This is a genomic window from Acinetobacter sp. ASP199, assembly GCF_022700675.1.
Taxonomy (GTDB): Bacteria; Pseudomonadota; Gammaproteobacteria; order Pseudomonadales; family Moraxellaceae; genus Acinetobacter.
Map to the genome: position 1 here is coordinate 1,853,443 of NZ_CP062182.1, position 21,839 is coordinate 1,875,281.

Here is a 21,839-nt window from a genome sequence, read left to right on the forward strand (position 1 = left end):
TACCACTACTCTCCTCGAGCAAAAAGTTTATCTAGTTGTGCCAGTGGAAAGGCACGCCATGTTGGGCGTCCATGATTGCACTGGCTGGCAAATTCAGTTTGTTCCATCTGACGCAATAAGGCATTCATTTCAGACAAACTTAAAATACGGTGTGCACGTACCGCACCATGACAGGCCATACCTGCCAAGATCTGATCACGCTTTTGCAATAAGCCTTGCGCCTGATCGGTTGGATCCAGGTCGTCTAGCAATTCAGGAATTAAGGCATCAAAATCTGCCTTATGCAAGATCGCCGGCACCCCACGCACAATGACCTGCTCATCTCCATATTGGTCAATCTCCAGACCAAATCGTGCTAGCTGTTCTTTCAGCTCCTCTATACGCATGGCCTGCATACGACTGATAGAAACTACTTTAGGAATTAAAAGCTGTTGCGACGTCCAGAATTCCGGTTTATCCCAGGCAGATTTCATTTGCTGTAACACGATACGTTCATGTGCTGCATGCATATCTACGATAATCAGACCTTCGGTGTTTTGCGCAAGGATATAAATCCCATGCAGCTGTGCAATCGCTATCCCTAAAGGATGCTCATCTACTTTGGCCTGTACATGGGTCTGGAAAGACTGTTCAGGACTTAGATGCTCAGTTTCGGAGCTTGTTCTAAGTGGTGCCAAATAGCTTTTTAAGGCATTATTAAGCTGCTGTGAACCGCCATAAGGCTTGGCGTAATCCTGCGCATAATACACAGTCTGCGGACGCGATGACTCAAAGTCAGTCAGCACATCTGAAGCTTCGGCTTCTACATGTTGATGAGCATTCCGAGGATGTAGATGCTGCTGAGCCGCATAAGATTCAGCATGGGACTGCTGTGCAGCCTGATGCAGGCTAAATTGTTCCTGATAACGTGGCTGAGGCGTCAGTTGTACAGGTTCCTGTTCAGTTTTCATCGCTTCAGCCAGATCGGCTGTTGCGGTCTGGAACTGTGCCAATGTTTCTTTGGCATAGTGACGTACAAACTCGTGCACTTCACGCTGATTCAGGAAACGGATTTCATGTTTGGTGGGATGTACATTGACATCAATATTTTCCGGATCCACTTCCAGAAATAGCAGATAAGCTGCATGCTGATGGCCATGCAGAATTCCATCATAAGCCATACGTAAAGCATGGGAAATGGTCTTGTCTCGTACGATACGACCATTTACATAGACATATTGCATATCAGCTTGCGCACGTGCGTCAGAAGGATGACCCAACCAGCCTGATAAGCGCATGTTGATACTATCTGCATCAATCCAGTAAGCATTTTCAGTAAACTGGCGCCCCAATAACTGCTGCACACGCTGGAAACGTAATGCTCCACTGTCTGCGACAGGCAGATTCAGCTTGATACTTTCATTATGTTCCAGCACAAAACGGATATCGAAATGGGTTAGCGCCAGACGGCGTACAATCTCTTCAATATGCCCAAATTCAGTTCCCGGTTTTTTAAGGAATTTACGACGTGCCGGTACATTAAAGAATAAATCCTGAACCCGGATATGAGTACCACGTGAGGTCGCGACCGCCTGAATTTCCTGATGATCAAAAGCAGTACCATTCACTTCAACCTGATAACCAATGCCTTCTTCATTTTGACTACTGGTTAAAGTTAAACGCGATACAGCTGCGATCGAAGCCAGTGCCTCACCACGAAACCCCAGACTGGTGATAGCATGTAATTCTTCTGCTGTCTGGATTTTACTGGTAGCGTGACGCATCACCGCTAGCGCCAAATCTTCCGGGTGAATCCCTCGACCATTGTCAATAATTTCGATCAGTGTACTGCCGCCCTGTTCCACACGGATAATCAGTTCAGTCGCACCGGCATCAATCGAGTTTTCGAGCAGTTCTTTCACTACGGATGCAGGTCGTTCAATCACTTCACCCGCTGCAATCTGGTTCGCCAGTGCAGGATCAAGTGAACGGATACGGCGTACGCTTAAATCATTCGACATATGGGAATTGCTGCTCCAAAGCCTGTTGTAATGCTGAGTTTGATGAAGTTAACGTTGCAGTACGCGTCAACTCATCTTCAGATTTAAGAATTTCAATGACCAGATCTGCTTCAGGAATTTCTTCACCGCCTTTAGAAGGCCATTCAAACAAGAATAATGCATTTGGCGTTTCAAGATAATCCCGAATGCCCATCAGCTCCAGTTCATACGGATCATTTAAACGATACAGGTCAAAGTGGAAAATATCTTTCCCTTGAATATTATAAGGTTCTACCAGTGTATAGGTAGGACTTTTGACTGAACCCTGATGGCCAAGCTGTTGCAAATAATAGCGCGTCAATGTCGTCTTGCCTGCCCCTAGGTCACCGATAAGATAGATCACTCCCGCACTAAAGTTGACGGCCAGTACTTTGGCCAGCTGCTGGGTATCTTCTTCATGATTTAAGGTGACAGTAAATGAATAAGGCATATGACTCACGACATGATTCAAAGGAACAAATATGATAGCATCGCCGCAGTTTAAAAGCCTATTCCACTGCATGAGAAACTGTATTTTTTCATAGCATTTGTTTCCTGACCGAGATTCGCCTACCTACATGAATACTTCTGCTGAATTTATCCCACCGATGATCAACGGCGTCAGTGCCAGCAAAGTTTTCTTGCAGCCATCCACTGCTGCAACCGTCTATGACTATCTATGTAAACAGTTTCCGCATATTCAGGCCAGCGAATGGCAATCCCGTTTTCAGGAGGGTCTGGTTTATGATGCACAGGGAAATCGCTTAAATCTAAATAGTCCTTTTCAAGCGAATATCCACTGTTTTTATTATCGCTTTCTGGCGCATGAAGTGCATGTACCCTTCGAACATCAAATCCTGTTCGAAAATGATCACTTTATGGTAATTGATAAACCACACTTCCTGACCATGAGCCCGACCGGACAATATGTGCAGGAAACCTTGCTGGTTCGTCTAAAGAAACAGACTGGGATCGAATATCTCACGCCAATCCATCGACTGGATCGGGAAACGGCTGGTGTAGTGCTGATCTCTAAAAATATAGACTCACGTGGACTTTATCAGCAGCTGTTTGCAACCCGCCAAGTACAGAAGACCTATCATGCGATTGCGGGTTATCGTGAAGAACTGAGCTTTCCGCAGATGGTACGTTTACGCATGGATAAAGGTCAGCCATTCTATACCATGCAGGTACTTGACGGCGAACCCAATAGTGAAACCGAAATCACGTTATTAGAACAGAAAGATCAGTACGCTAAATACGAACTAAAACCCCATACCGGCAAACAGCATCAATTACGTGTGCACTTAAACTTTTTGGGTATACCGATTCTGAATGATCCGTTTTATCCTAGCGTTGCGCATAAAGCAGATGATGATTTTTTTGCGCCTTTACAGTTGTTGGCCAAACATATCCAGTTCATTGACCCGATTACCCAGCAATTGATGCAGTTTTCTTCCGAGCAAGTACTGACACTGTAATGCTGCTGTCATTACGATTTATTTTCAGAATTGGTTCGTATAAGGATTGTATTTCAAATGTAATGGATTAAAATGAATGCGAAAAGTTAAGTATTTTAAAGTCTTGAATATATTATGAGAAAAACTGAAGTCTACCAAATACGCCTGGATTCTCAAGAAAAGAAACAAGCCTTTGCCGTATTTAAGCAATTGGGGATCACACCAGCTCAAGCAGTCCGCCTGTTTTTCAAGCAGGTAGTGCTGACCAAATCTATCCCCTTCTCTATTGAAAATCAGAATATCAACCTGGAACAATTAATCAAGCTGCGCAAACTGAAGCAAAGTGAATCCAAACCTGCAACTGCTGGCTTGATTGCGGATACGGCAGAACAGGAAGCATTGGATCTACATGCTGATGATGATCATTTTGATTTATTTGAAGAACTGAATGCCATTCTGGGCGAAAGTGACAAAATTTAACACTGTCGCATTTTCAAACAATTTCGTACGCTACACCTCTCCAAAACTTCGTTATGCTCCATGAATACACAATAATAAGACATGGAGTAATGAATGCTTGTTCGACGTGCTCAGGTGGAAGACCTGCAAAAGCTTTCAGTTTTATTTGATGAATATCGCCAGTTTTATGGAGCTTCCTCGAATCAGGAACTTTCTTATCAATTTCTAAAACAGCGATTTGAAGACCAGCAGACGGTGATTTTTATCAATACCAAGGATGATATCCTTACCGGATTTATTCTGCTTTATTTAAGATTTTCCTCAGTGGCTTGTTCAACATTTTATGTGCTGGATGATGTCTATATCACGCCGCCTTATCGTCGTCATGGCGCTGCACGACAACTGATTGATACCGCCATTTTATTTGCACGGCATGAAAATGCACTTCGCATTAGTCTGGAAACCCAGAAAAACAATCACCAATCGCATAAACTGTATGAATCCATGGGATTTATGCGAGATGATGAATTTGTCACTTTCCATTGTTTTCTCAAGTGAATCCTGCGCTTTATTCGGCACGGTATTTAGCTTGGACCACTTGATCTTCAGTTAAATAAATCCACTCGCCTTCTGGCAAATCATTCAAGCTCAATTGACCTATTTGAGCCCGATGCAGTTTTTCAACTTTATTACCGACAGCTGCCAACATACGTTTCACCTGATGATAAACACCTTGATGAACCGTCATTTGCAAACGTTTTTCTTCTAGACGAATGACATCCGTGGCAGCATAAATCCCTTTTTCATTGCGTAGCTCAACACCTTGTTCTAACTGCTTGATCTGCTCATCTGCAACAGGGTCTGCAGTATTCATCTGGTAAACCTTGGCAACATGCTTTTTAGGATGAGTTAATGCCTGCAAAAATTGACCGTCATCCGTCAGTAACAGCAAGCCTGTCGTATCCTGATCTAAACGACCTACACACTGGATTCCACGATTCATCAGCAAGTCATCAAACAGATCAAAGACACTAAAATGATGTGTTGCCTGATGAGAACATTCATAGCCTTGTGGCTTGTTTAAGGCAATATAGACTTTTTCCCGATATTGATAGGTTTCGTCATACACGTTGAACTCTAACTGATTCAGATCCAGTTTATGCTTTGGATTATCAATGATTTCCCCTTGGATGCTCACAGCGCCATTCTTGATCAGTTGCTGGCAATACTTACGCGAGCCAAAACCTTGTGACTGTAACATTTTTTCCAGAAGCATAAACTTCAATCTCTGATATTTCATTCGAACTCTATTCTATACTGAAATAGTGCGTTCTTGATTCAGGTTTATATAGGGTTAGTCTCGGCTGCTGAAAATGGCTACAATAGCGTGATTATTCTCTCAGCTCCCATCTTATGCCTCAACTCGATCTGAATTTGCTGGTTCTTTTGATTTTACTGGCCTGTGGTATCTTCAGCCACAATACCGCTGTGACAATTGCTGCGGGTGTGCTGTTAGTATTAAAAATTACACCATTGAATGAAATGCTGCCCTATGTCCAGACACATGGTCTGAATATCGGTGTGATTATTTTGACCATTGGGGTATTGGCACCGATTGCCAGTGGCAAAATTTCAGGTGACAGTATTCTGAAGTCTTTTTTGAGCTGGAAATCTTTACTGGCAATTGCAGTCGGGATCTTTGTCGCCTGGCTGGGTGGTCGTGGTGTCAAACTGATGACCAATCAACCCAATGTAGTGGCAGGCTTATTGATTGGAACAGTTGCAGGCGTGGCTTTTTTAAGAGGTGTTCCAGTCGGACCATTAATTGCAGCGGGGATTTTATCTTTATTGATTAGTACGCAATAAATCTTTAACCCTGATTGTGCAATATCCTTAAAAATTAACATTCTAAAATTAAGAACCGCAAAGTATTAAATCACGTGTTCAGCGACATGAATGTCGCCGTTCGCTAGGAATACAAGGACGTGTCCTCTAGCGAACAAAAGATTTTTTGTTACCTTGCATAGCAGTGCTATTCATCTTTCAAAAGTAAGAGCCCGCTAGATATTAAATTAACACCTAAACTATGTACGGATAATTCCTTAAAGCATTTTAATGACCAAGATCATGTCATAAAATTCTAAAACTCATCGAGTTTATTCAACAAACAATAATGCTAAACGCACCTGATCATAGCCCATACGTGGACTGGTTAACTCTACAATTGGACGCAGTTTAATAGATCCATCATCATTGAAATGATCGCTATCCTGACGTTTGGTCAGACGTTTATAGATCTTACGAACCTGTTCAACCACTTCCTCACCTGGATGAGCGACAGAGATATCTAAACCTTGCTCTTTATGCAGTCGACCTAAATGGTTGATAATCGTTGCCGGCGTTAGGCCACGTTCAGTGGCGATATCGGCAATATCATAACCTTCTTCAAACAGTTCACGCGTTTCATCCAGCGTTGCTGCAGCATAGTTTTGCTTGCCGCCATTTTTCGCCAGTTTCTTCTCATTACGCTGAATTTCAGTTTCATTCAGCGTGCCACCGCAGTGGCGAATAAAGGCATTGTGCTGCTTGGTTAAATCAATATTTTCAAAATGTGCTTCGGCTTCACTCGACAATTCCTGGAAACGACGGTCTGCCTTGATTGCCAGACTATCCAGTTCCAATGCCTGTTCGTTAAAACCTTTCAGACGTAGTCCATCTAAAGTTTTCAAACGGGAAAGCGCCACATAGCCCTGTCCTTTTTCAAAAGTATGGCTCAGGTCAATTTCGGCAGCCTCCAAGGTCATCCCTTGTGATTTATGAATCGTAATTGCCCATGCTAGACGTAATGGAATCTGCTGGAAACTGGCAATGGTCTTACCGGCTTCATTGTCTACTGACCAGGTTTCTGGTTCGACCAGCAACATCGTCCCATCTGTGAGTTTGACTTTAGGCAATACACCAAATTCATCATCTTCTTCAAAGCCAATGACTTCACCCAAACTGCCATTGATATAGCCCAGGTCAAAGTTATTTTTAACAAACATGACTTTGGCATGCTTTTTCAGCGTCAAGGTTTCTGGTGCACGCACTGAAGATTTCAGCGTTTCGATCAGCTTGTCATTGCCATCGCACTGAGCATCAAACTGGCGCGGTTCATTATCAATTTCATTTAAATGCCGGAAGTTAATACTGTCTACATCCATATTATGCGTATACAGACGTGTATAGGTTTCGCCAATATTATGATGACGTGTTCCTTGCAAGGCACTTCGGTGTTCTGTATCAATCGCCTGCGCACGGATCGCATTGAGAATATCATTCAGATAGTCATTGCCCTGACGGTGCTGTTCAGTCAGATAGCAGACGCGGAATTTAGCTTCAACCCAAGCATCTGACATAAAGCAGAATTTATCGCGGTTGCGTTCATCATTTTTACCGACTGGAGGTAACTGAAAGAAATCACCAGCGACAATGATCTGAATGCCACCAAAAGCTTCATCAGATTCTTTGAAATACTTCAATACCTGATTAACCAGATTCAACTGCTTGGCATGCAGCATAGAAATCTCGTCAATAATCAGTACCTGCGCATTTTCCAGATGTTCTTTCAGATATTTGCGTTCTTTCATGCGCTTCAGGTCTTCTTCTGACAAGAAGTCCTTAATCCCGATACCGGCCCAGGTATGAATGGTCATGCCATTCATATGCGTTGCCGCAATACCTGTAGAGGCTGTAATCGCGACAGACACCTTACGCGCTTTTAAATAATTGATATATTGATTCAGGGTATAGGTTTTCCCTGCACCAGCCGAGCCTGTTAAAAATACATTTTCGCCCGCTTTAAGTAACTTAAGTGCAGTTTCCTGTTTCATATGACCTATACCGTGAAAGAACGGCTATAGCCTAACGACTTTTCCGGCAAAAGTTAAGTATTCAGGTTTAATTCAGCATCTATACACGACGTATGCAGTCGCCTGTTAAACCAAGTGGTGAAATGAATCGCCATATCAATATATTGCGGATCTGCTTTCTGGTTATTGGGATATTCCAGCTGATCAAAAATAATTTCCTGGTCCCGTACATAACAACCCAAGAGCATTGGCGCAGATAATTCTGCGTGACTGACATGAAAGGCGACATATTCTCCTTCTATAATCCGCTGTGCATAACTAGCGGCCAGACAGTTCTGAAAAATCCGGGCTTCCTCAATAAGCTGATCTATATTTTTCAGCTCTTCAAATTTCCAGTCAAAATAATAGAGACTTGCTTCATTGCTCAGACTTTTCCAGTCCTTAAGTGCAAAGTCCTTTTTCAGTCGGGCAATAATTTCCTGCTTCTGAATCTGATCATGCCAGGCAATTGCCTGGATAAATAAACCTTTCCAGGTCAGGCTTTTTGGAATGTCCTTATGCATGGCAAAATACTCTGCCAGATAGTCACGTACATAACTGTCAAAGATTAATTCACGCACAGTGGCATCTTGCAGATAGAACAGCTGCCGAAACTCAGTCAATTGAATCTGATAACGCTGCAGTTCGATATAAAAATCGCGGTTCTGCTGAGTGGATGGCCGGATATATTGCTGCACCGCTTCAGGTAAATGTACAGTCGCCTTATGTAAATGCTGCATAAACGCCTGCATGACCCGGCTTAAGCCCATATAAACCTTCTTGATCGCGCAGTCATCCATCTTGACCACTTCGCGCATCAGGCCGATCCACTCCTCCAGATACAAAATTGAAGGACTGATAGCGATACGCTGGTCATCAATCGCCTGACGTGTTCCTTTTAATACTACGGATTTGTTATCCGGATGCGTGAACCATTTATGCTGTATGGCATGCTGATGCACACTATGAATAAATAACCGCGCCGAAGCATATTGAAAATATTGCAAGGTCGCCAGCAGCACCTGCGGATGTATCTGATGCGTATCCAGGAAACTGATCGCCGTGACTGCAACGCGTACACTGCTGTGCTGGATATTCGCGCTAATCCAGTCCAATACTTCAGCAGACTGCTTGAACAGCCAGTTAATCGCCCGATTACAGTCGAACAATGGCAGTTTCGCGACTTTTTTCTGCCATAACTGATGATTATTTTCCAGGAAATGCTTCTTGCTCAGCAGATCATCCCGTTCCCACGTATCACGGTTCATCAAACGCACGAAGCCCAGCATATGACTATGCTCCAAGGCATGCCTGAACAGGAGCTCAATGTCGTTTACATGATCATTGAGCTCATGCAGATTAAAGCGTTCCTCAAAGGATAAGCTCATAATGCGGTAGATTGCGGGATGCAAAAATTGTGCTGCACTAAAACAGAATTCATCCAGACTATGCATGAGCCCTTGAAACGAAAGAAAGTCAGCGGGCGCTAAATATTCTAAGGAAAAAATCTTCTGCATCTGCTGTAAGATGCTTTGAGGGAGTTCTTGTCCATACAAGACATACTCACTCATTACTGGCAAGGTATACAGACCAGCTCTTCTCATCAGGTGATCAATGATTTCTGCCTGCACAATGGAAAGCTGCTGCAAGAATTTCAGCACACGCGCAGGTCCATTGACCCATTGATAGACCTGTTCGATCAGCAGCTTACGTAGCTGTTGCGCTTTATCACGCAAAAACAGGGAATGCTGGGGTTTTAAATCACCTGTCAGGAAATAGATATCCTGTAAAAAGAACTCTTCCAAAGCTTCTGACTTATGCTGCTGCACACTGAAATGTGGTTCCGCCAGCAATTGAGCCGTGCCTTGCTGAATGTGCTGAGGCGTATGCAGCTGAATATGAAACAGGTCATTTGCCAAGACGATCCGATATTGCTCATGATCCAGCTTAAACATATTCTGGGTGTTTAAATCCCCCAAAATGCCCCACTGATCCTGATAAATCTCATGCAAGCAATCCGAAATACGAAGCAACTGCCTGGCGAGCTGTTGATACTGCGGTACTAAACTCTCCTGTTCCATACACGCACCTAAAATGGACTATGAACTCATTTAAGCATATTCAAGTCATCTGACCCACACCAGTAAAGTAGCTCATATAGAAAAATTATTCACAAAATAAAATAAATCAGATAAACAGCTCGCATTTAAACCCAGCTCATTTTTATTTTATGAGGATTTAGGCGGTAGCTCGGATAGTTTTTAATTCTTCGATTGCATGATAGATCTGGTGCTGAATCTGATCACGGAAAAGTGTCATATCCTCTTGGCTTTGGAGATTAGAAATAGATAAAGCTGGCTGGAACTGAAAATAAAAAGGTAAACGCTTGGGAAACAGATTTTTCGGCAAAGAAGGAATGACATCACCCTTACGCAAGAGTTTATTCAGTGCAGGTACTTTGAGTAATTTCTGAAAATATTTATTTTCCACGACCTGACGGGCATCAAAGCCAATGTCAAAAATTTCATCACCGCCCAGGGCAGCAAACGGTACGATATCGTAGTCAAATTCTTGCGCCAGCTTTAAAAAGCCATAACGCTGTTTCCAGATCAACTGATACTGTTCGCCTTCGCGTTTCAGTACCTCTCGTCCTCCACCCGGGAAAACCAGAATCGAATAGCCCTGACGCATAACTTCGCGTACATATTCCTGCACACCATCAATCGCACCAAACTTCCTGAAGATTTCACGCCAGAGCGGAATATAAAAGTGGCTGTGGTCCGCAATACTGACCACAGCCACTTTGTGTTCGTTGTACAGGTAATCAATGATCATGGGGGAATCAAACACCCCGTAAATTGAATGATTACCGACATACATTGCAGGTCGCGAAGCATCGATATGCTCAGCACCGAAAAAGGTCGGCGTGAAATACAGTTTGGACAACCCGCTTAAGCGTTTGATCCAGGCCGCATCATGCTGAACCTGCAAGATGTCTACTCCAGCTTAAGCGACGTGCTTTTTCACCAGGATTGAGCCTACAGAGTAGCCCGCACCGAATGAACATAACACGCCATATTCGCCATCATTCACTTCATGTGCCGTACGGTGCAAGGCAATGATGACACCTGCTGAAGACGTATTTGCGAACTCGTCCAGAATCAATGGAACCAGTTCTGACTTCGCGTGTTCTTTGCCCACGATCAGTTTCAGAATCAGTTCATTCATGTTCACGTTAGCCTGGTGTAACCAGAAACGTTTTACATTAGTCGGTTCAATCTGGTTCTTTTCCAGCTGCTTGGTGATCATCTTCGCAACCAGTGGACAAACTTCCTTGAACACCTTACGACCGTCTTGACGGAAACGGTTGTTGTCGATATCAGCATCCACTTCGCTTAGGTTCAGGTAACCAAAATTGTTGCGAATGTTGTTAGAGAACTGGGTGAACAGTTCAATATCTTCAACTTCGAAACCAGTTTTAGTTTCAGTATCTTCAATGATTGAAGCAGTAGCGACATCACCAAAGATGAAGTGACAGTCACGTGAACGGAAATCGGTATGACCAGAAGTGATTTCAACATTTACTAACAATACGCGGCGCGCGCCAGACTTGATCGCATCAGCTGCCTGTTTGATCCCGAAAGTTGCTGCAGAACATGCCACGTTCATGTCATAGGCATAGCCTTGAATACCCAGAGCTGTCTGGATTTCAATGGCAAGCGCTGGATAAGCACGTTGAATATTCGAACATGAAAGAATCACAACATCGATGTCTTCTGCAGTCACGCCTGCATTTTCCATCGCCTGTTTCGCTGCAGCCACGCCCCACTCTGCCTGAATAGACAGTTCTTCATTAGAACGTTCATGCAGTAAAGGACGCAGACGTTTAGGATCCAGAATACCAGTTTTCTCAGCTACATAACGGCGTTTGATGCCTGAAGCTTTTTCAATAAATTCTGCACTTGAACCACGCAATTCTTCAATTTCGCCCGCAGCGATTTTGTCAGCATTCTCGAGGTTATACTGTTCCACATAAGCATTTAAACTTTCAACTAACTCTTCATTGGTAATGAAATCTGTTGGATGAAACAGACCAGTACCTGTAATGCGGATGCCCATGTAAAACTCCTTTTAGAAATTACCTATATGTTAACTGATTCCAAGACGATCCCATACTTTTTGTAGGCGATTCGGAGAAACTGGTGCTTTAGTTTTCATCGGTTGTGAAAATAAAGAGATCCGCAATTCCTCAACCATGAAATACAGTTCTTTCAGGCGAGCGTCATTTTTAAACTGGAACAATTTTTCCATCCAAGGGTCAATTTGATCAATGGCAGAATCATCCCTTTGTAAATTATTTGGCAAACGGTCAAGACGCAAAATCAGTGCCTTGAGATAGCGTGGAAATTCAATCCATACATCCGCCGGTTTGGAATAAACAAAGTCAGCCAGATTCATTAAATCCAGTTGATCCTCAATGTCATCAATATTCTTGCCAAAGACAGAACCGTCTAAAACCAACAATTTCCGGCGTATTTCCTGCCACTGGGTATAAATATCGGTGATATCCCGTAAAGCAGTTTGACCATGAGTGAGGAAAGATTTTTTTACATCTTCTAACAACTTTTGGAACTCTTGCACATTGACAGGAAGCTCTTTTATTGCCATCTGTAGTGTGGCATAAACTAACATTTGTTCCAGCTTGGCTTTATCACCCAATGGGGAATATGCCAATGCCAGTGGTTTAGAAATCTGTTTTTTCAGTTGGCGAATCAGATCACCTAGCTGCATATGCACCAGACGGATCACCCCGGCACGGTGCTGGCGAATGGCTTCAGCCTGATCATTAAAGGTCTGAATCACCACACCAGATTCATCTTTCTGTTCAAGCGTCGCAAAGTCTTTGGTGGGTACCAGTGCCTGATATTGTTTTACCACCACGCCTGTCACTTTTTGCGAAGCTTCAAATACAAAGCTTTCCGGGAAAGTCTTATATTCACCTTTCAGCTGTTTGACTGGGCTATGTGTTTCGGTACGGCAGCGGGCTTTTAACTCTTCCAGATCACGGCCCTGCTCAATTACACGACCTTTCTCATCAATCACCTTAATTAAAGGCAACAGATACTGCTCAATGCGGTCCAGCGAAAAGTCCTTCTCGGCAATCTGTTCGCCGCGCAACTGAAACGCCAAGAAGCTAAAGATATGCTTTTGCAAATCTGTCGCATCAATATGTGCTATCAGCTTACGTGCAGTATCCGGAATCGGTACCAGATTACGGCGTTTATCTTTTGGCAATGCCTTCAATAAAGCTTCGATCAGGTCCTGACGCCAGCCTGGAATTCCCCAGGACCAGAGATTTTCATCTACTTGAGGCAAAGCCTGTAACGGAATACGAACGGTCGCCCCATCTTCATCATGACTTGGGTCAAAACGATAACTGGCTGCCAGACGTAATTCACCATTACGCAAATAGTCCGGGAACTGCTGTGTGGTCGGACGGTCATTCAACCATAATGCATCATCATCAATAAACAGATATCGCGAATCCTGGGGCTCAACCGTAGCACGCCAGTCTTCAAAACTACGGCGACTTGCCACTTCTGGCGGTACTTTGGACGCATAGAACTGATAAATAGTTTCTTCATCCACCACCAGATCACGACGGCGCAGCTTGTCTTCCACCCGTTCCACTTCTTCAAGTTTGAGCATGTTATGCTTCAAGAACGGCGGCGTAATTCCCAGATTACCTGTGGTCAATGCATCACGCAGGAAGATTTCATGTGCAGCTTCCTGATCAACTTTCTCGTAATTGATCTGACGTTTCGGCTCAATAACCAGACCAAACAGTGAAATCTGGTCATAGGCATTCACCACACCGGCTTTTTTAGACCAATGCGGTTCAAAGTAATGATGTTTGACCAGGTCACGTGCAGCGAGCAGAATCCATTCCGGTTCAATTTTGGCAAGCGTCCGTAAATAAACCTGTGAGGTTTCCACCATTTCAAAAGCCATCACCCAAGCGGTATTGGTCTTGTGTAAAGTGGATGCCGGGAATACACGCGCTTTCTGCTGACGCACCGCCATAAAGACATTACGTTCATCAGTCTTGTTGGCAATGAAAGACAGTAGGCCTGTTAGCAAGGCACGGTGCAGATTTTCATAGCTGGCTTTCTTTTCATTAAAGGACAGATTTAAGCCCTTTGCCAAATCCACCAGTTGCTCATGGGTTTTTTTCCATTCACGCAAGCGCAGCCAACTGAGGAAATGATTCCGGGCAAAGGTACGACGCTTATTTTCGCTCATATTTTCGCGATTGGCGTGCAAGGTTTCCCACAGTTTGATATAGAACAGGAAATCTGAATCTGCTTCACGGAACAGTGCGTGTTTTTGATCAGCCTGCATCTGCTTGTCGGCTGGACGTTCACGCGGATCTTGCACCGCAAGTGCAGCAACAATCACCAGCACTTCATTCAAAACACCGAAGTGTGCCCCACCCAAAATCATCCGGGCTAAACGCGGATCAATTGGCATTTTCGCCATTTGATAACCGATTTTGGTGAGGGAATCTCCCCCAACCCCTCTTTTCGAAAGAGGGGCTTTTTCTAGTCCCCCTTTATTAAAGGGGGATTCAGGGGGATTTGATTTTTTCTCAGCCAGTGCACCAAGCTCAATTAACAACTTTCGTCCATCATTCACTAGGCGATGATCGGGCGGCTCGATGAAATCAAAGTCTTCCAATGAGCCCAGTTTCAGACTCTGCATTTGCAGAATGACTGAGGCCAGATTAGTTCGCTTGATTTCCGGCTCAGTAAACTCAGGACGACTTAAAAAGTCTTCTTCTGAATATAGGCGAATGCAGACACCCGGCGCAATACGACCACAACGGCCTTTACGCTGATTCGCTGCGGCCTGGGAAATCGCTTCAATTGGCAAGCGCTGTACACGTGAGCGATAGTTATAACGCGAGATACGAGCAAAACCACTATCAATCACATAGCGAATATTCGGTACTGTCAGTGCAGTTTCTGCCACGTTGGTCGCGATAATAATCCTTCGACCACCACCAGACGGATTAAAGATTTTTTGCTGTTCAGCTAAAGCCAATCGTGCATACAAACGCAAAACTTCAGTATGTCGTGGACCATGCTTGATCAGGGTTTCCTGAAGCTCACGAATTTCCTGTTCAGTACTGGCAAAAATCAGGATATCGGCATGTTCAGGATGACCTTTCTCTTGTGCATCCTGAAAACATTCTTCTACAGCAGCTACGACTGCACGTGGCAGGTTTTCCTCAAAGTCATCAAATTCGTCGTCATCACTACCGCCAATCGTCATTTCAGAAATGGGACGATAACGCAGTTCAACCGGATAGCTACGGCCTTCAACTTCAAAGATTGGGGCACCATTAAAGTAGTTACTAAAGCGGTTTACATCCAGTGTTGCTGAGGTAATGATGACTTTCAGATCTTTACGACGAGGAAGTAACTGCTTTAGATAGCCCATGATAAAGTCGATGTTCAATGAACGTTCATGTGCTTCATCGATAATAATGGTGTCATATTTGGTCAGAAAGCGGTCATTGGCCAGTTCAGCCAACAGAATACCATCTGTCATCAAACGAACCAGAGAATCCTGAGAGCCCTGCTCATTAAAACGAACCTTAAAGGAAATTGACTCGCCGAGCTTTTCTCCAACTTCTTCTGCAATACGTTGCGATACACTACGCGCAGCCAGACGACGCGGCTGGGTATGGCCAATCAGGCCAGTCAGACCGCGTCCTGCCAGCATGGCGATTTGGGGTAACTGTGTGGTTTTACCGGAACCCGTTTCACCTGCCACAATAATCACCTGGTGTTTTTGAATCGCTTCAATCAGTTTATCGGCATATTGGGTGACCGGAAGTTCCTGATTCAGCTTGATATTCGGAATACGTTCAACGCGTTCCAGAACTTTTAAATGCGATTTTTCGAATAATTCTTGGTATTGTTTTTCATTGGCATCCTTACCCTTACGTAAACGATTTAAACGGTGGAGGTCACGTGCCATCACCCAGTTTTCGACATTTAAACCTTTCGCAGCCAAGTCAGCGCCCTACAACTATTCTAAAACATACTATTCTACTCACTTTCATGCATTTTCCCAATGTACTTATGCGCACTTCGAGAGTAATTCGGTTGCCGCAACGTGACTAAAATCTATGATTTAAATGCTTGCAAGGCGTAAAACTGATTTGTATTTTCAAAAATATTACACCTTAGAAACCAGATATCGAAATCCCTTGCTCAATATCATGAGTCATCCATCTCAAGTCAAAATTTTGCAATATATACTGAAACGCTTAGGCTATTTAATAATAACAACTTTGCTTAGGACTGATACAATTTACTTTTCACATATCACAAAACTACAAGATATTTATAAAATCAGGCGCTTCGAAGCCTTCACATTCTCAAATTAAATCAATTTATTTGAAAAAATAAGATTTTTTTAAGCTTTACCCTTGAATTTTGCCGTGTAAAACATCATGTTCTTATGCAGGTTGATGACCGAACAAGTTTTGTCATCCAGGCAGCTCTGGCTATGCCGAATGTACATAAAGATGACTTGGGTAAACTGGCAGTCAGTTACATAATTCGGTTTTTCCGATTTTTGTAATGTAAAAATACCATTTTAGCTAAGACCCAAAGTTCGATACTCTTATTCAAAATTAAAGACTAACCTCAATCATGGAGACAATGATGAGCTTGATTAATACTGAAGTTAAACCATTTAAAGCAACTGCTTTCCACAATGGTCAATTTGTTGAAGTTACTGAAGCTGACCTTAAAGGCAAATGGTCTGTAGTATTCTTCTACCCAGCTGACTTCACTTTTGTTTGCCCAACTGAACTTGGTGACCTTGCTGACAACTACGCTGAATTCCAAAAACTAGGCGTGGAAATCTACGGTGTTTCTACTGACACTCACTTCACTCACAAAGCTTGGCACGACACTTCTGACGTAATTGGTAAAATTCAGTACCCATTAATCGGCGATCCAACTTGGACTCTTTCTAAAAACTTCGAAGTTCTAATCGAAGCTGACGGCCTTGCTGACCGTGGTACTTTCGTTATCGATCCAGAAGGTAAAATCCAAATCGTTGAAATCAACGCTGGTGGTATCGGCCGTGATGCTCAAGAACTTCTTCGTAAAGTTAAAGCGGCTCAGTACGTACACGCTCACCCAGGCGAAGTTTGCCCAGCTAAATGGAAAGAAGGCGACGCTACTCTTGCTCCTTCAATCGACCTAGTTGGTAAAATCTAATCTGTATTAGATTGTAGTGATTGAAAAAGCCACGCATTTGCGTGGCTTTTTTATTTGAGCGGTATTAAGCAACTTTACGCTGCACACCGGCTGTGGTCTGAATCACATCATGGATGAATTTCAGTTTCTGTTGTACGACCGGATTGATTAAGAAAGGATAAAAGTCATCCTGCCCCATACTGCGGTTCAAGCTATTCATGGCAAAGGCTACAGGTAACCAGGCCTGATAAATTTCCTCAAAGTTACAGGTGTAATAAGGATTAATCCGCTTTGCCAAGGTCATGAACTGATCATCACGTTCTTCCACAACATGGGGGTGGATTTGCATGCCGAAGGAATCGGCGGTTTCCAGTACATCGACAATATGCAGATAATGTGCCCAAGTTTCTGCCCAATCCTCCCAAGGATGCATGGTGGCATAGGTACTGATATAACGCTCCATCCAGTCTGCGGGCGGCCCTTGATGATAATGCCGATCTAAAGCTTCCTGATAATCCATGCGTTCATCACCAAACAGTTGCCGACAAGGCTCCAGAAATTCGGTGTTATCTACCAGTACATCCCAATAATAATGCCCAATTTCATGCCGGAAATGCCCAAGTAAGGTGCGATAAAGCTCCTCCATATTCTTGCGTTCCATGGCACGCTCAACATCATCTGCTTCTGCAATATTGAGAGTAATCACCCCATTATCATGTCCTGTCATGATCTTAGGTTCATCGGGACTATTCGGATTGGCTTTAAAATCAAAGGCCAAACCAGATTCAGGATTTTCCTGCCGAGACTGCAACGGTAACTTCCAGCGCAATAAGGAATATACCAAGCGATGTTTTGCGAGTTCAATTCTATGCCAGCGAAGTCGATATTGGGGTTCATTTAAATTGGGAATGACACGATTCAGGCGACAAGCCAGACAGAAATCGTGCGGATCTTCTTGCGGAATCACCCAGTTACACACCCCATACTCGGCATTGGAACAATAACGGTATTTGGCCTGTGTATCTGGCTCTGTCAGAATTGATCCATCTGCATTAGGCTCGAGCGCCACCATCAGCATGGTCGAGCTATCAAATCCCAGCATGTGTTGACATGCAGTACAGTAATTATTATCAAAATAAACAGGCTGATGGCAGTGGGAGCACTTGAATAATTGCATGTGGAAATAACTCTGCTTCGTTCTTGTTTTCCCTTCATCTTAAAGTAGTTTTTTTGACCTACCTTAAATTTTTTGTAGCGTTTTCTTGCAACAGGTATCAAGAGTTTGCATGTTTTTGCTTAATGGAAATGTATCGTTTCTTGATAAGGATTTTGTTATGAGTTATTGATTGAATTGATCATCTTGGAAAGGCTGAGAAAGAGACCAAATTTACAAAGCAACTATATAGAACTCAGTGCCCTTGGATTAAGTTCAAGAGATAGATCAATAAGAATAAAATCTAAATCTTCCTGTCTATTGGAGGTGCAGTATGGCTCTACTTTTAACGGTAATTTCCTGGAAATATAATCCTTCAAGCCGCCATCTTAAAATTTTCTATGACAATGGTTTGACCGAACTCTATCATCCAGTGCCTGAATATATTTATGACAATTTGCTCAGACGTCATGATAAAGCTGCCTTTGTGAAAAAATACCTGGAATATGATCTTAATTTCACCCGGATTTACAGTGATTAAAACCGGCCATTTACTCAAAACGATTACTGAAAAGTAATCAGAAGAAGCCTGCCCCGATGTCGATTGTAGAAAATACAAAACGCTTATCCAGATCGAGCAAGGCCTTAAATACTGTTACCGGCTCTGCATGAGGAAGTACATAATTCACCACCAATGACCTGCCCTGCCGCTGCAAAAGTTGCAGCAGGTAGTTCCAATACTCGATATCAGAATCATGCTTGGCATCTAGATGTTATGTACGGATAAGAATAGAGAGAAACTGCGCCGATTCAGGCTCAATATGACGATAGCACTGCAGCCAGTCGCTCAGGCCTGCGTCATGAGCGCTAAAGCGTGCGTACAATTCACGGACATAGTTTTAAAATGACTTATGTACTCTATGCCCTACTCTCTTATTCAAATGATTATATTTATAGTGCCGTGATCAGTTTAAAGCGCTCTAACTCACGGTCATCATCCAAAGTTACCATTTCAGTAAACATGCTGAGTGGACGCACCCAAATTGAATAATCACCATACAGACATTGATAAACCACCAGTTTTTCTTCGGTTTCACTATGCGTAGCGACATGCAGGACTTGGTATAATTGACCTTTATAATGCTGATAAATTCCGCGTTGCAGTTCCATTATTTTACTCGCCAGGTTGAACTCAGCTGATCTTAACCGAAAATTGCCAAGATACTGCTAAATCACTTGAAAATTCTACTATCAGCCTTATATAAGATTAATATTAATGATGAAATTTTAACAAAATCAGTAAATCCGATTGAATAGATGAAAACTACCTGTTTTACCTATTCAAACATTTCACGTAACATGATTTCATCAAATGAATTATTACTCCTCTGGGGAAGTTAGCAATGTTAGATCAAAATACAACAGCTCAGTTAAAAACCCTCCTAGAACGCCTTGAAGGTCCAATCGAACTGGTTGCAACGATAGATGCTTCGGATAAATCTGCAAAAATCAAAGAACTTGTAGAGGAAATCGCTGCACTGTCTGATTTGGTGACTGCCCGTTTTGATGGTACTAACAAACGTACACCAAGCTTTGGTGTGGCAAAAGCCGGTGAACAGCCTCGCGTGTTCTTCGCAGGTTTGCCAATGGGACATGAGTTCACCTCTTTGATTCTGGCATTGTTACAAACATCAGGCTATGCACCAAAAGTTTCTGCTGAAGTTCTAGAGTCTATTAAAGGCTTAGGTATCAAATCTGACTTTGATGTATTCGTCTCTTTAAGCTGCCACAACTGTCCAGACGTGGTTCAGGCACTGAACCTGATTGCGATCTATAATCCGGGTACAACCGCAACCATGATTGATGGTGCTTTCTTCCAGGAAGAAGTGGAAGAACGCAAAATCATGGCAGTGCCAATGGTGTTTCAGGACAATGAACACATCGGTCAGGGTCGTATGACCTTGGAAGAAATCATTGCCAAACTGGATACCGACTCTGCTGCCAAAGATGCGGAAAAGCTGAATGCCAAAGAAGCATTTGATGTACTGATTGTCGGTGGTGGTCCTGCGGGGAATACCTCTGCCATCTATGCAGCACGTAAAGGCATCCGTACCGGGATCGTGGCTGAACGCATGGGCGGTCAGGTCATGGATACCATGGATATTGAGAACTTCACATCAGTGCAAAAGACTCAAGGTCCTAAGTTTGCTGCCGAGATGGAAGCACACGTCCGTGAATATGGCGTGGATATCATGAACCTGCAACGTGTATCTGACATCAAGGGTGCAGATGAAACTGAAAATGGTCTGGTTGAAGTCACTTTGGAAAACGGTGCCAAGCTTGAATCTAAAACTGTAATCCTGTCAACCGGTGCACGCTGGAGAGAGATGAATGTTCCAGGTGAGCAGGAATATAAAACCCGTGGTGTTGCGTACTGTCCACACTGTGACGGTCCATTGTTCAAAGGTAAACGTGTTGCGGTGATTGGTGGTGGTAACTCGGGTGTAGAAGCTGCAATCGACCTTGCTGGTATTGTTGAGCATGTCACCCTGGTGGAATTTGATACCAAGCTACGTGCGGATCAGGTACTGCAGGACAAATTGAACAGCTTGCCAAATACCACGGTGATCAAGAATGCGTTATCAACAGAAGTGGTTGGTGATGGTTCACAGGTGACGGCTCTTAAATACAAAGACCGCGCGACTGATGAAGAACATACGGTTGAACTGGCAGGGATCTTTGTACAGATCGGTTTGTTACCAAACACGGATTTCTTAAAAGAAACTGCTGTTGAACTTTCCAACCGTGGCGAGATCGTCATCAATGACCGCAACGAAACCAATGTGAAAGGTGTATTTGCTGCCGGTGACTGTACCACAGTACCTTACAAGCAGATCATCATTGCAACGGGTGAAGGCGCGAAAGCATCCCTATCTGCATTTGATTACATTATCCGTTCGGGTCAATAATCATTTGAATTGAATAAAAAAAGCCTGCTTCATGCAGGCTTTTTTGTTATTTAGAGATCATGTTAAATAGGAGCTATGATGCTTTATTCAAGTAACTGAAACTTTTTAGAGATCATTCTTTCAATCATCAGAATCTTTAAATAAATCAAAATTCTTTCTGAATGAAGTATTGTCTGCAATCGCTTACATGATGAGCTTCATTATGCGCTATCGAATACAAACATTTTCTCACATAATATAAACAAACAATCCAAGATTGATGTTTAAAAATAATAAGCATAAAAACTAGTAAAATAAGGAGAAGAATATGCAGTATCAATATCATTGTGCATGCTGCAATAAAGCTGTTTCATCTACCGATACTTCATGCCCAAATTGTGGCTCACATAGCATCAGAAGTCCTTATGGTTTCTGGATGTTTTGCCTACTGGCCTGCTTGGCTGCAGCAGTGGTGTTTAAAGTGGTTCATGTCTCTTCACAAGATCAACAAGATGTACCCACCAAAGACCCTATTTTTAATGCATTACAACTCGAAGTAAAACAACAATCTTCTTAACTTAAACAATGATGATTTTCACAGTTTTTTCTCCTCAGGGGCCTGGTATTCAG

Annotated in this window: 18 protein-coding genes; 8 read left to right on the top strand and 10 right to left on the bottom strand. The window is 43.2% G+C overall.

The genetic code is table 11. From position 1 onward, the window contains the following. Window positions 1-5: 5 nt before the first annotated feature. Window positions 6-2,000: a DNA mismatch repair endonuclease MutL gene (gene mutL, locus IHE35_RS08760; RefSeq protein WP_242787043.1), complete on the bottom strand. Its 1,995-nt coding sequence runs from the start codon at window positions 1,998-2,000 to the stop codon at window positions 6-8. Beyond that, a complete protein-coding gene (gene tsaE / locus IHE35_RS08765; RefSeq protein WP_242789983.1) occupies window positions 1,990-2,469 on the bottom strand; it encodes a tRNA (adenosine(37)-N6)-threonylcarbamoyltransferase complex ATPase subunit type 1 TsaE in 480 nt (159 codons plus the stop codon). Before tsaE ends, mutL begins: the two co-directional genes overlap by 11 nt. 127 nt (window positions 2,470-2,596) lie before the next feature. On the opposite strand from tsaE, the gene IHE35_RS08770 reads away from it, so the two are divergent. From IHE35_RS08770 to IHE35_RS08780, 3 genes are all read left to right on the top strand, one after another. Continuing rightward, on the top strand, window positions 2,597-3,499 hold the full coding sequence (locus tag IHE35_RS08770; RefSeq protein WP_242787044.1) for a pseudouridine synthase: 903 nt from the start codon (window positions 2,597-2,599) through the stop codon (window positions 3,497-3,499). 114 nt (window positions 3,500-3,613) lie between these two features. After that, on the top strand, window positions 3,614-3,958 hold the full coding sequence (locus IHE35_RS08775) for a type II toxin-antitoxin system RelB/DinJ family antitoxin (RefSeq protein ID WP_242787045.1): 345 nt from the start codon (window positions 3,614-3,616) through the stop codon (window positions 3,956-3,958). A gap of 93 nt (window positions 3,959-4,051) precedes the next feature. Continuing rightward, on the top strand, window positions 4,052-4,495 hold the full coding sequence (locus IHE35_RS08780; protein ID WP_242787046.1) for a GNAT family N-acetyltransferase: 444 nt from the start codon (window positions 4,052-4,054) through the stop codon (window positions 4,493-4,495). Between the two features lie 10 nt (window positions 4,496-4,505). Here IHE35_RS08780 and IHE35_RS08785 read toward each other — a convergent pair whose 3' ends face one another. Beyond that, window positions 4,506-5,213: a 16S rRNA pseudouridine(516) synthase gene (locus tag IHE35_RS08785; RefSeq protein WP_242789984.1), complete on the bottom strand. Its 708-nt coding sequence runs from the start codon at window positions 5,211-5,213 to the stop codon at window positions 4,506-4,508. 137 nt (window positions 5,214-5,350) lie between these two features. Here IHE35_RS08785 and IHE35_RS08790 point away from each other — a divergent pair, with 137 nt between their 5' ends. Continuing rightward, on the top strand, window positions 5,351-5,803 hold the full coding sequence (locus IHE35_RS08790) for a DUF441 domain-containing protein (RefSeq protein ID WP_163165699.1): 453 nt from the start codon (window positions 5,351-5,353) through the stop codon (window positions 5,801-5,803). 290 nt (window positions 5,804-6,093) lie between these two features. Here the strand turns inward: IHE35_RS08790 and IHE35_RS08795 are convergent, their stop codons facing one another. The 5 genes from IHE35_RS08795 to hrpA all read right to left on the bottom strand — a co-directional run bounded on the left by IHE35_RS08795 (window position 6,094) and on the right by hrpA (window position 15,873). After that, window positions 6,094-7,809 carry an AAA family ATPase gene (locus tag IHE35_RS08795; protein ID WP_242787047.1) on the bottom strand — a complete coding sequence of 572 codons (1,716 nt, stop codon included), beginning with the start codon at window positions 7,807-7,809 and terminating at the stop codon, window positions 6,094-6,096. 53 nt (window positions 7,810-7,862) lie between these two features. Further along, complete coding sequence (locus IHE35_RS08800; RefSeq protein ID WP_242787048.1) at window positions 7,863-9,908, bottom strand: hypothetical protein; 2,046 nt, start codon at window positions 9,906-9,908, stop codon at window positions 7,863-7,865. A 157-nt stretch (window positions 9,909-10,065) separates the two neighbouring features. Continuing rightward, window positions 10,066-10,818 (bottom strand): lysophospholipid acyltransferase family protein, encoded by a 753-nt coding sequence (locus tag IHE35_RS08805; RefSeq protein WP_242787049.1) that lies wholly within the window; start codon window positions 10,816-10,818, stop codon window positions 10,066-10,068. A 15-nt stretch (window positions 10,819-10,833) separates the two neighbouring features. After that, the gene (locus IHE35_RS08810; RefSeq protein ID WP_242787050.1) at window positions 10,834-11,946 is read right to left on the bottom strand and encodes a beta-ketoacyl-ACP synthase III; all 1,113 of its coding nucleotides are present in this window, start codon (window positions 11,944-11,946) and stop codon (window positions 10,834-10,836) included. 30 nt (window positions 11,947-11,976) lie between these two features. After that, a complete protein-coding gene (gene hrpA / locus IHE35_RS08815; protein ID WP_242789985.1) occupies window positions 11,977-15,873 on the bottom strand; it encodes an ATP-dependent RNA helicase HrpA in 3,897 nt (1,298 codons plus the stop codon). A 692-nt stretch (window positions 15,874-16,565) separates the two neighbouring features. On the opposite strand from hrpA, the gene ahpC reads away from it, so the two are divergent. Next, a complete protein-coding gene (ahpC, locus tag IHE35_RS08820) occupies window positions 16,566-17,129 on the top strand; it encodes an alkyl hydroperoxide reductase subunit C (RefSeq protein WP_242789986.1) in 564 nt (187 codons plus the stop codon). Window positions 17,130-17,193: 64 nt separating this feature from the next. Here ahpC and IHE35_RS08825 read toward each other — a convergent pair whose 3' ends face one another. Beyond that, window positions 17,194-18,285: a putative zinc-binding peptidase gene (locus IHE35_RS08825; protein ID WP_242787051.1), complete on the bottom strand. Its 1,092-nt coding sequence runs from the start codon at window positions 18,283-18,285 to the stop codon at window positions 17,194-17,196. 310 nt (window positions 18,286-18,595) lie between these two features. Here IHE35_RS08825 and IHE35_RS08830 point away from each other — a divergent pair, with 310 nt between their 5' ends. After that, a complete protein-coding gene (locus IHE35_RS08830) occupies window positions 18,596-18,802 on the top strand; it encodes a KTSC domain-containing protein (RefSeq protein ID WP_004815523.1) in 207 nt (68 codons plus the stop codon). Window positions 18,803-19,212: 410 nt separating this feature from the next. Here the strand turns inward: IHE35_RS08830 and IHE35_RS08835 are convergent, their stop codons facing one another. Next, window positions 19,213-19,431 (bottom strand): DUF1653 domain-containing protein, encoded by a 219-nt coding sequence (locus tag IHE35_RS08835; protein WP_242787052.1) that lies wholly within the window; start codon window positions 19,429-19,431, stop codon window positions 19,213-19,215. Between the two features lie 233 nt (window positions 19,432-19,664). Between IHE35_RS08835 and ahpF the strand changes: the two genes are divergently transcribed. Both ahpF and IHE35_RS08845 read left to right on the top strand, forming a co-directional pair. Then, the gene (gene ahpF / locus IHE35_RS08840; RefSeq protein ID WP_242787053.1) at window positions 19,665-21,230 is read left to right on the top strand and encodes an alkyl hydroperoxide reductase subunit F; all 1,566 of its coding nucleotides are present in this window, start codon (window positions 19,665-19,667) and stop codon (window positions 21,228-21,230) included. Window positions 21,231-21,537: 307 nt separating this feature from the next. Continuing rightward, window positions 21,538-21,786: a hypothetical protein gene (locus IHE35_RS08845; protein WP_242787054.1), complete on the top strand. Its 249-nt coding sequence runs from the start codon at window positions 21,538-21,540 to the stop codon at window positions 21,784-21,786. The last annotated feature ends 53 nt before the right edge of the window (window positions 21,787-21,839 follow it).

What these genes read in the sequence shown, in the direction of transcription:
- IHE35_RS08830 (WP_004815523.1), top strand. Translation starts at nt 18,596, where the DNA reads ATGGCTCTACTTTTAACGGTAATTTCCTGGAAATATAATCCTTCAAGC.
- IHE35_RS08800 (WP_242787048.1), bottom strand. Translation starts at nt 9,908, where the DNA reads ATGGAACAGGAGAGTTTAGTACCGCAGTATCAACAGCTCGCCAGGCAG.
- IHE35_RS08845 (WP_242787054.1), top strand. Translation starts at nt 21,538, where the DNA reads ATGCAGTATCAATATCATTGTGCATGCTGCAATAAAGCTGTTTCATCT.
- ahpF (WP_242787053.1), top strand. Translation starts at nt 19,665, where the DNA reads ATGTTAGATCAAAATACAACAGCTCAGTTAAAAACCCTCCTAGAACGC.
- IHE35_RS08810 (WP_242787050.1), bottom strand. Translation starts at nt 11,946, where the DNA reads ATGGGCATCCGCATTACAGGTACTGGTCTGTTTCATCCAACAGATTTC.
- IHE35_RS08835 (WP_242787052.1), bottom strand. Translation starts at nt 19,431, where the DNA reads ATGGAACTGCAACGCGGAATTTATCAGCATTATAAAGGTCAATTATAC.
- IHE35_RS08790 (WP_163165699.1), top strand. Translation starts at nt 5,351, where the DNA reads ATGCCTCAACTCGATCTGAATTTGCTGGTTCTTTTGATTTTACTGGCC.
- hrpA (WP_242789985.1), bottom strand. Translation starts at nt 15,873, where the DNA reads ATGGCACGTGACCTCCACCGTTTAAATCGTTTACGTAAGGGTAAGGAT.
- IHE35_RS08825 (WP_242787051.1), bottom strand. Translation starts at nt 18,285, where the DNA reads ATGCAATTATTCAAGTGCTCCCACTGCCATCAGCCTGTTTATTTTGAT.
- ahpC (WP_242789986.1), top strand. Translation starts at nt 16,566, where the DNA reads ATGAGCTTGATTAATACTGAAGTTAAACCATTTAAAGCAACTGCTTTC.
- IHE35_RS08775 (WP_242787045.1), top strand. Translation starts at nt 3,614, where the DNA reads ATGAGAAAAACTGAAGTCTACCAAATACGCCTGGATTCTCAAGAAAAG.
- mutL (WP_242787043.1), bottom strand. Translation starts at nt 2,000, where the DNA reads ATGTCGAATGATTTAAGCGTACGCCGTATCCGTTCACTTGATCCTGCA.
- IHE35_RS08785 (WP_242789984.1), bottom strand. Translation starts at nt 5,213, where the DNA reads ATGCTTCTGGAAAAAATGTTACAGTCACAAGGTTTTGGCTCGCGTAAG.
- IHE35_RS08780 (WP_242787046.1), top strand. Translation starts at nt 4,052, where the DNA reads ATGCTTGTTCGACGTGCTCAGGTGGAAGACCTGCAAAAGCTTTCAGTT.
- IHE35_RS08770 (WP_242787044.1), top strand. Translation starts at nt 2,597, where the DNA reads ATGAATACTTCTGCTGAATTTATCCCACCGATGATCAACGGCGTCAGT.
- tsaE (WP_242789983.1), bottom strand. Translation starts at nt 2,469, where the DNA reads ATGCCTTATTCATTTACTGTCACCTTAAATCATGAAGAAGATACCCAG.
- IHE35_RS08795 (WP_242787047.1), bottom strand. Translation starts at nt 7,809, where the DNA reads ATGAAACAGGAAACTGCACTTAAGTTACTTAAAGCGGGCGAAAATGTA.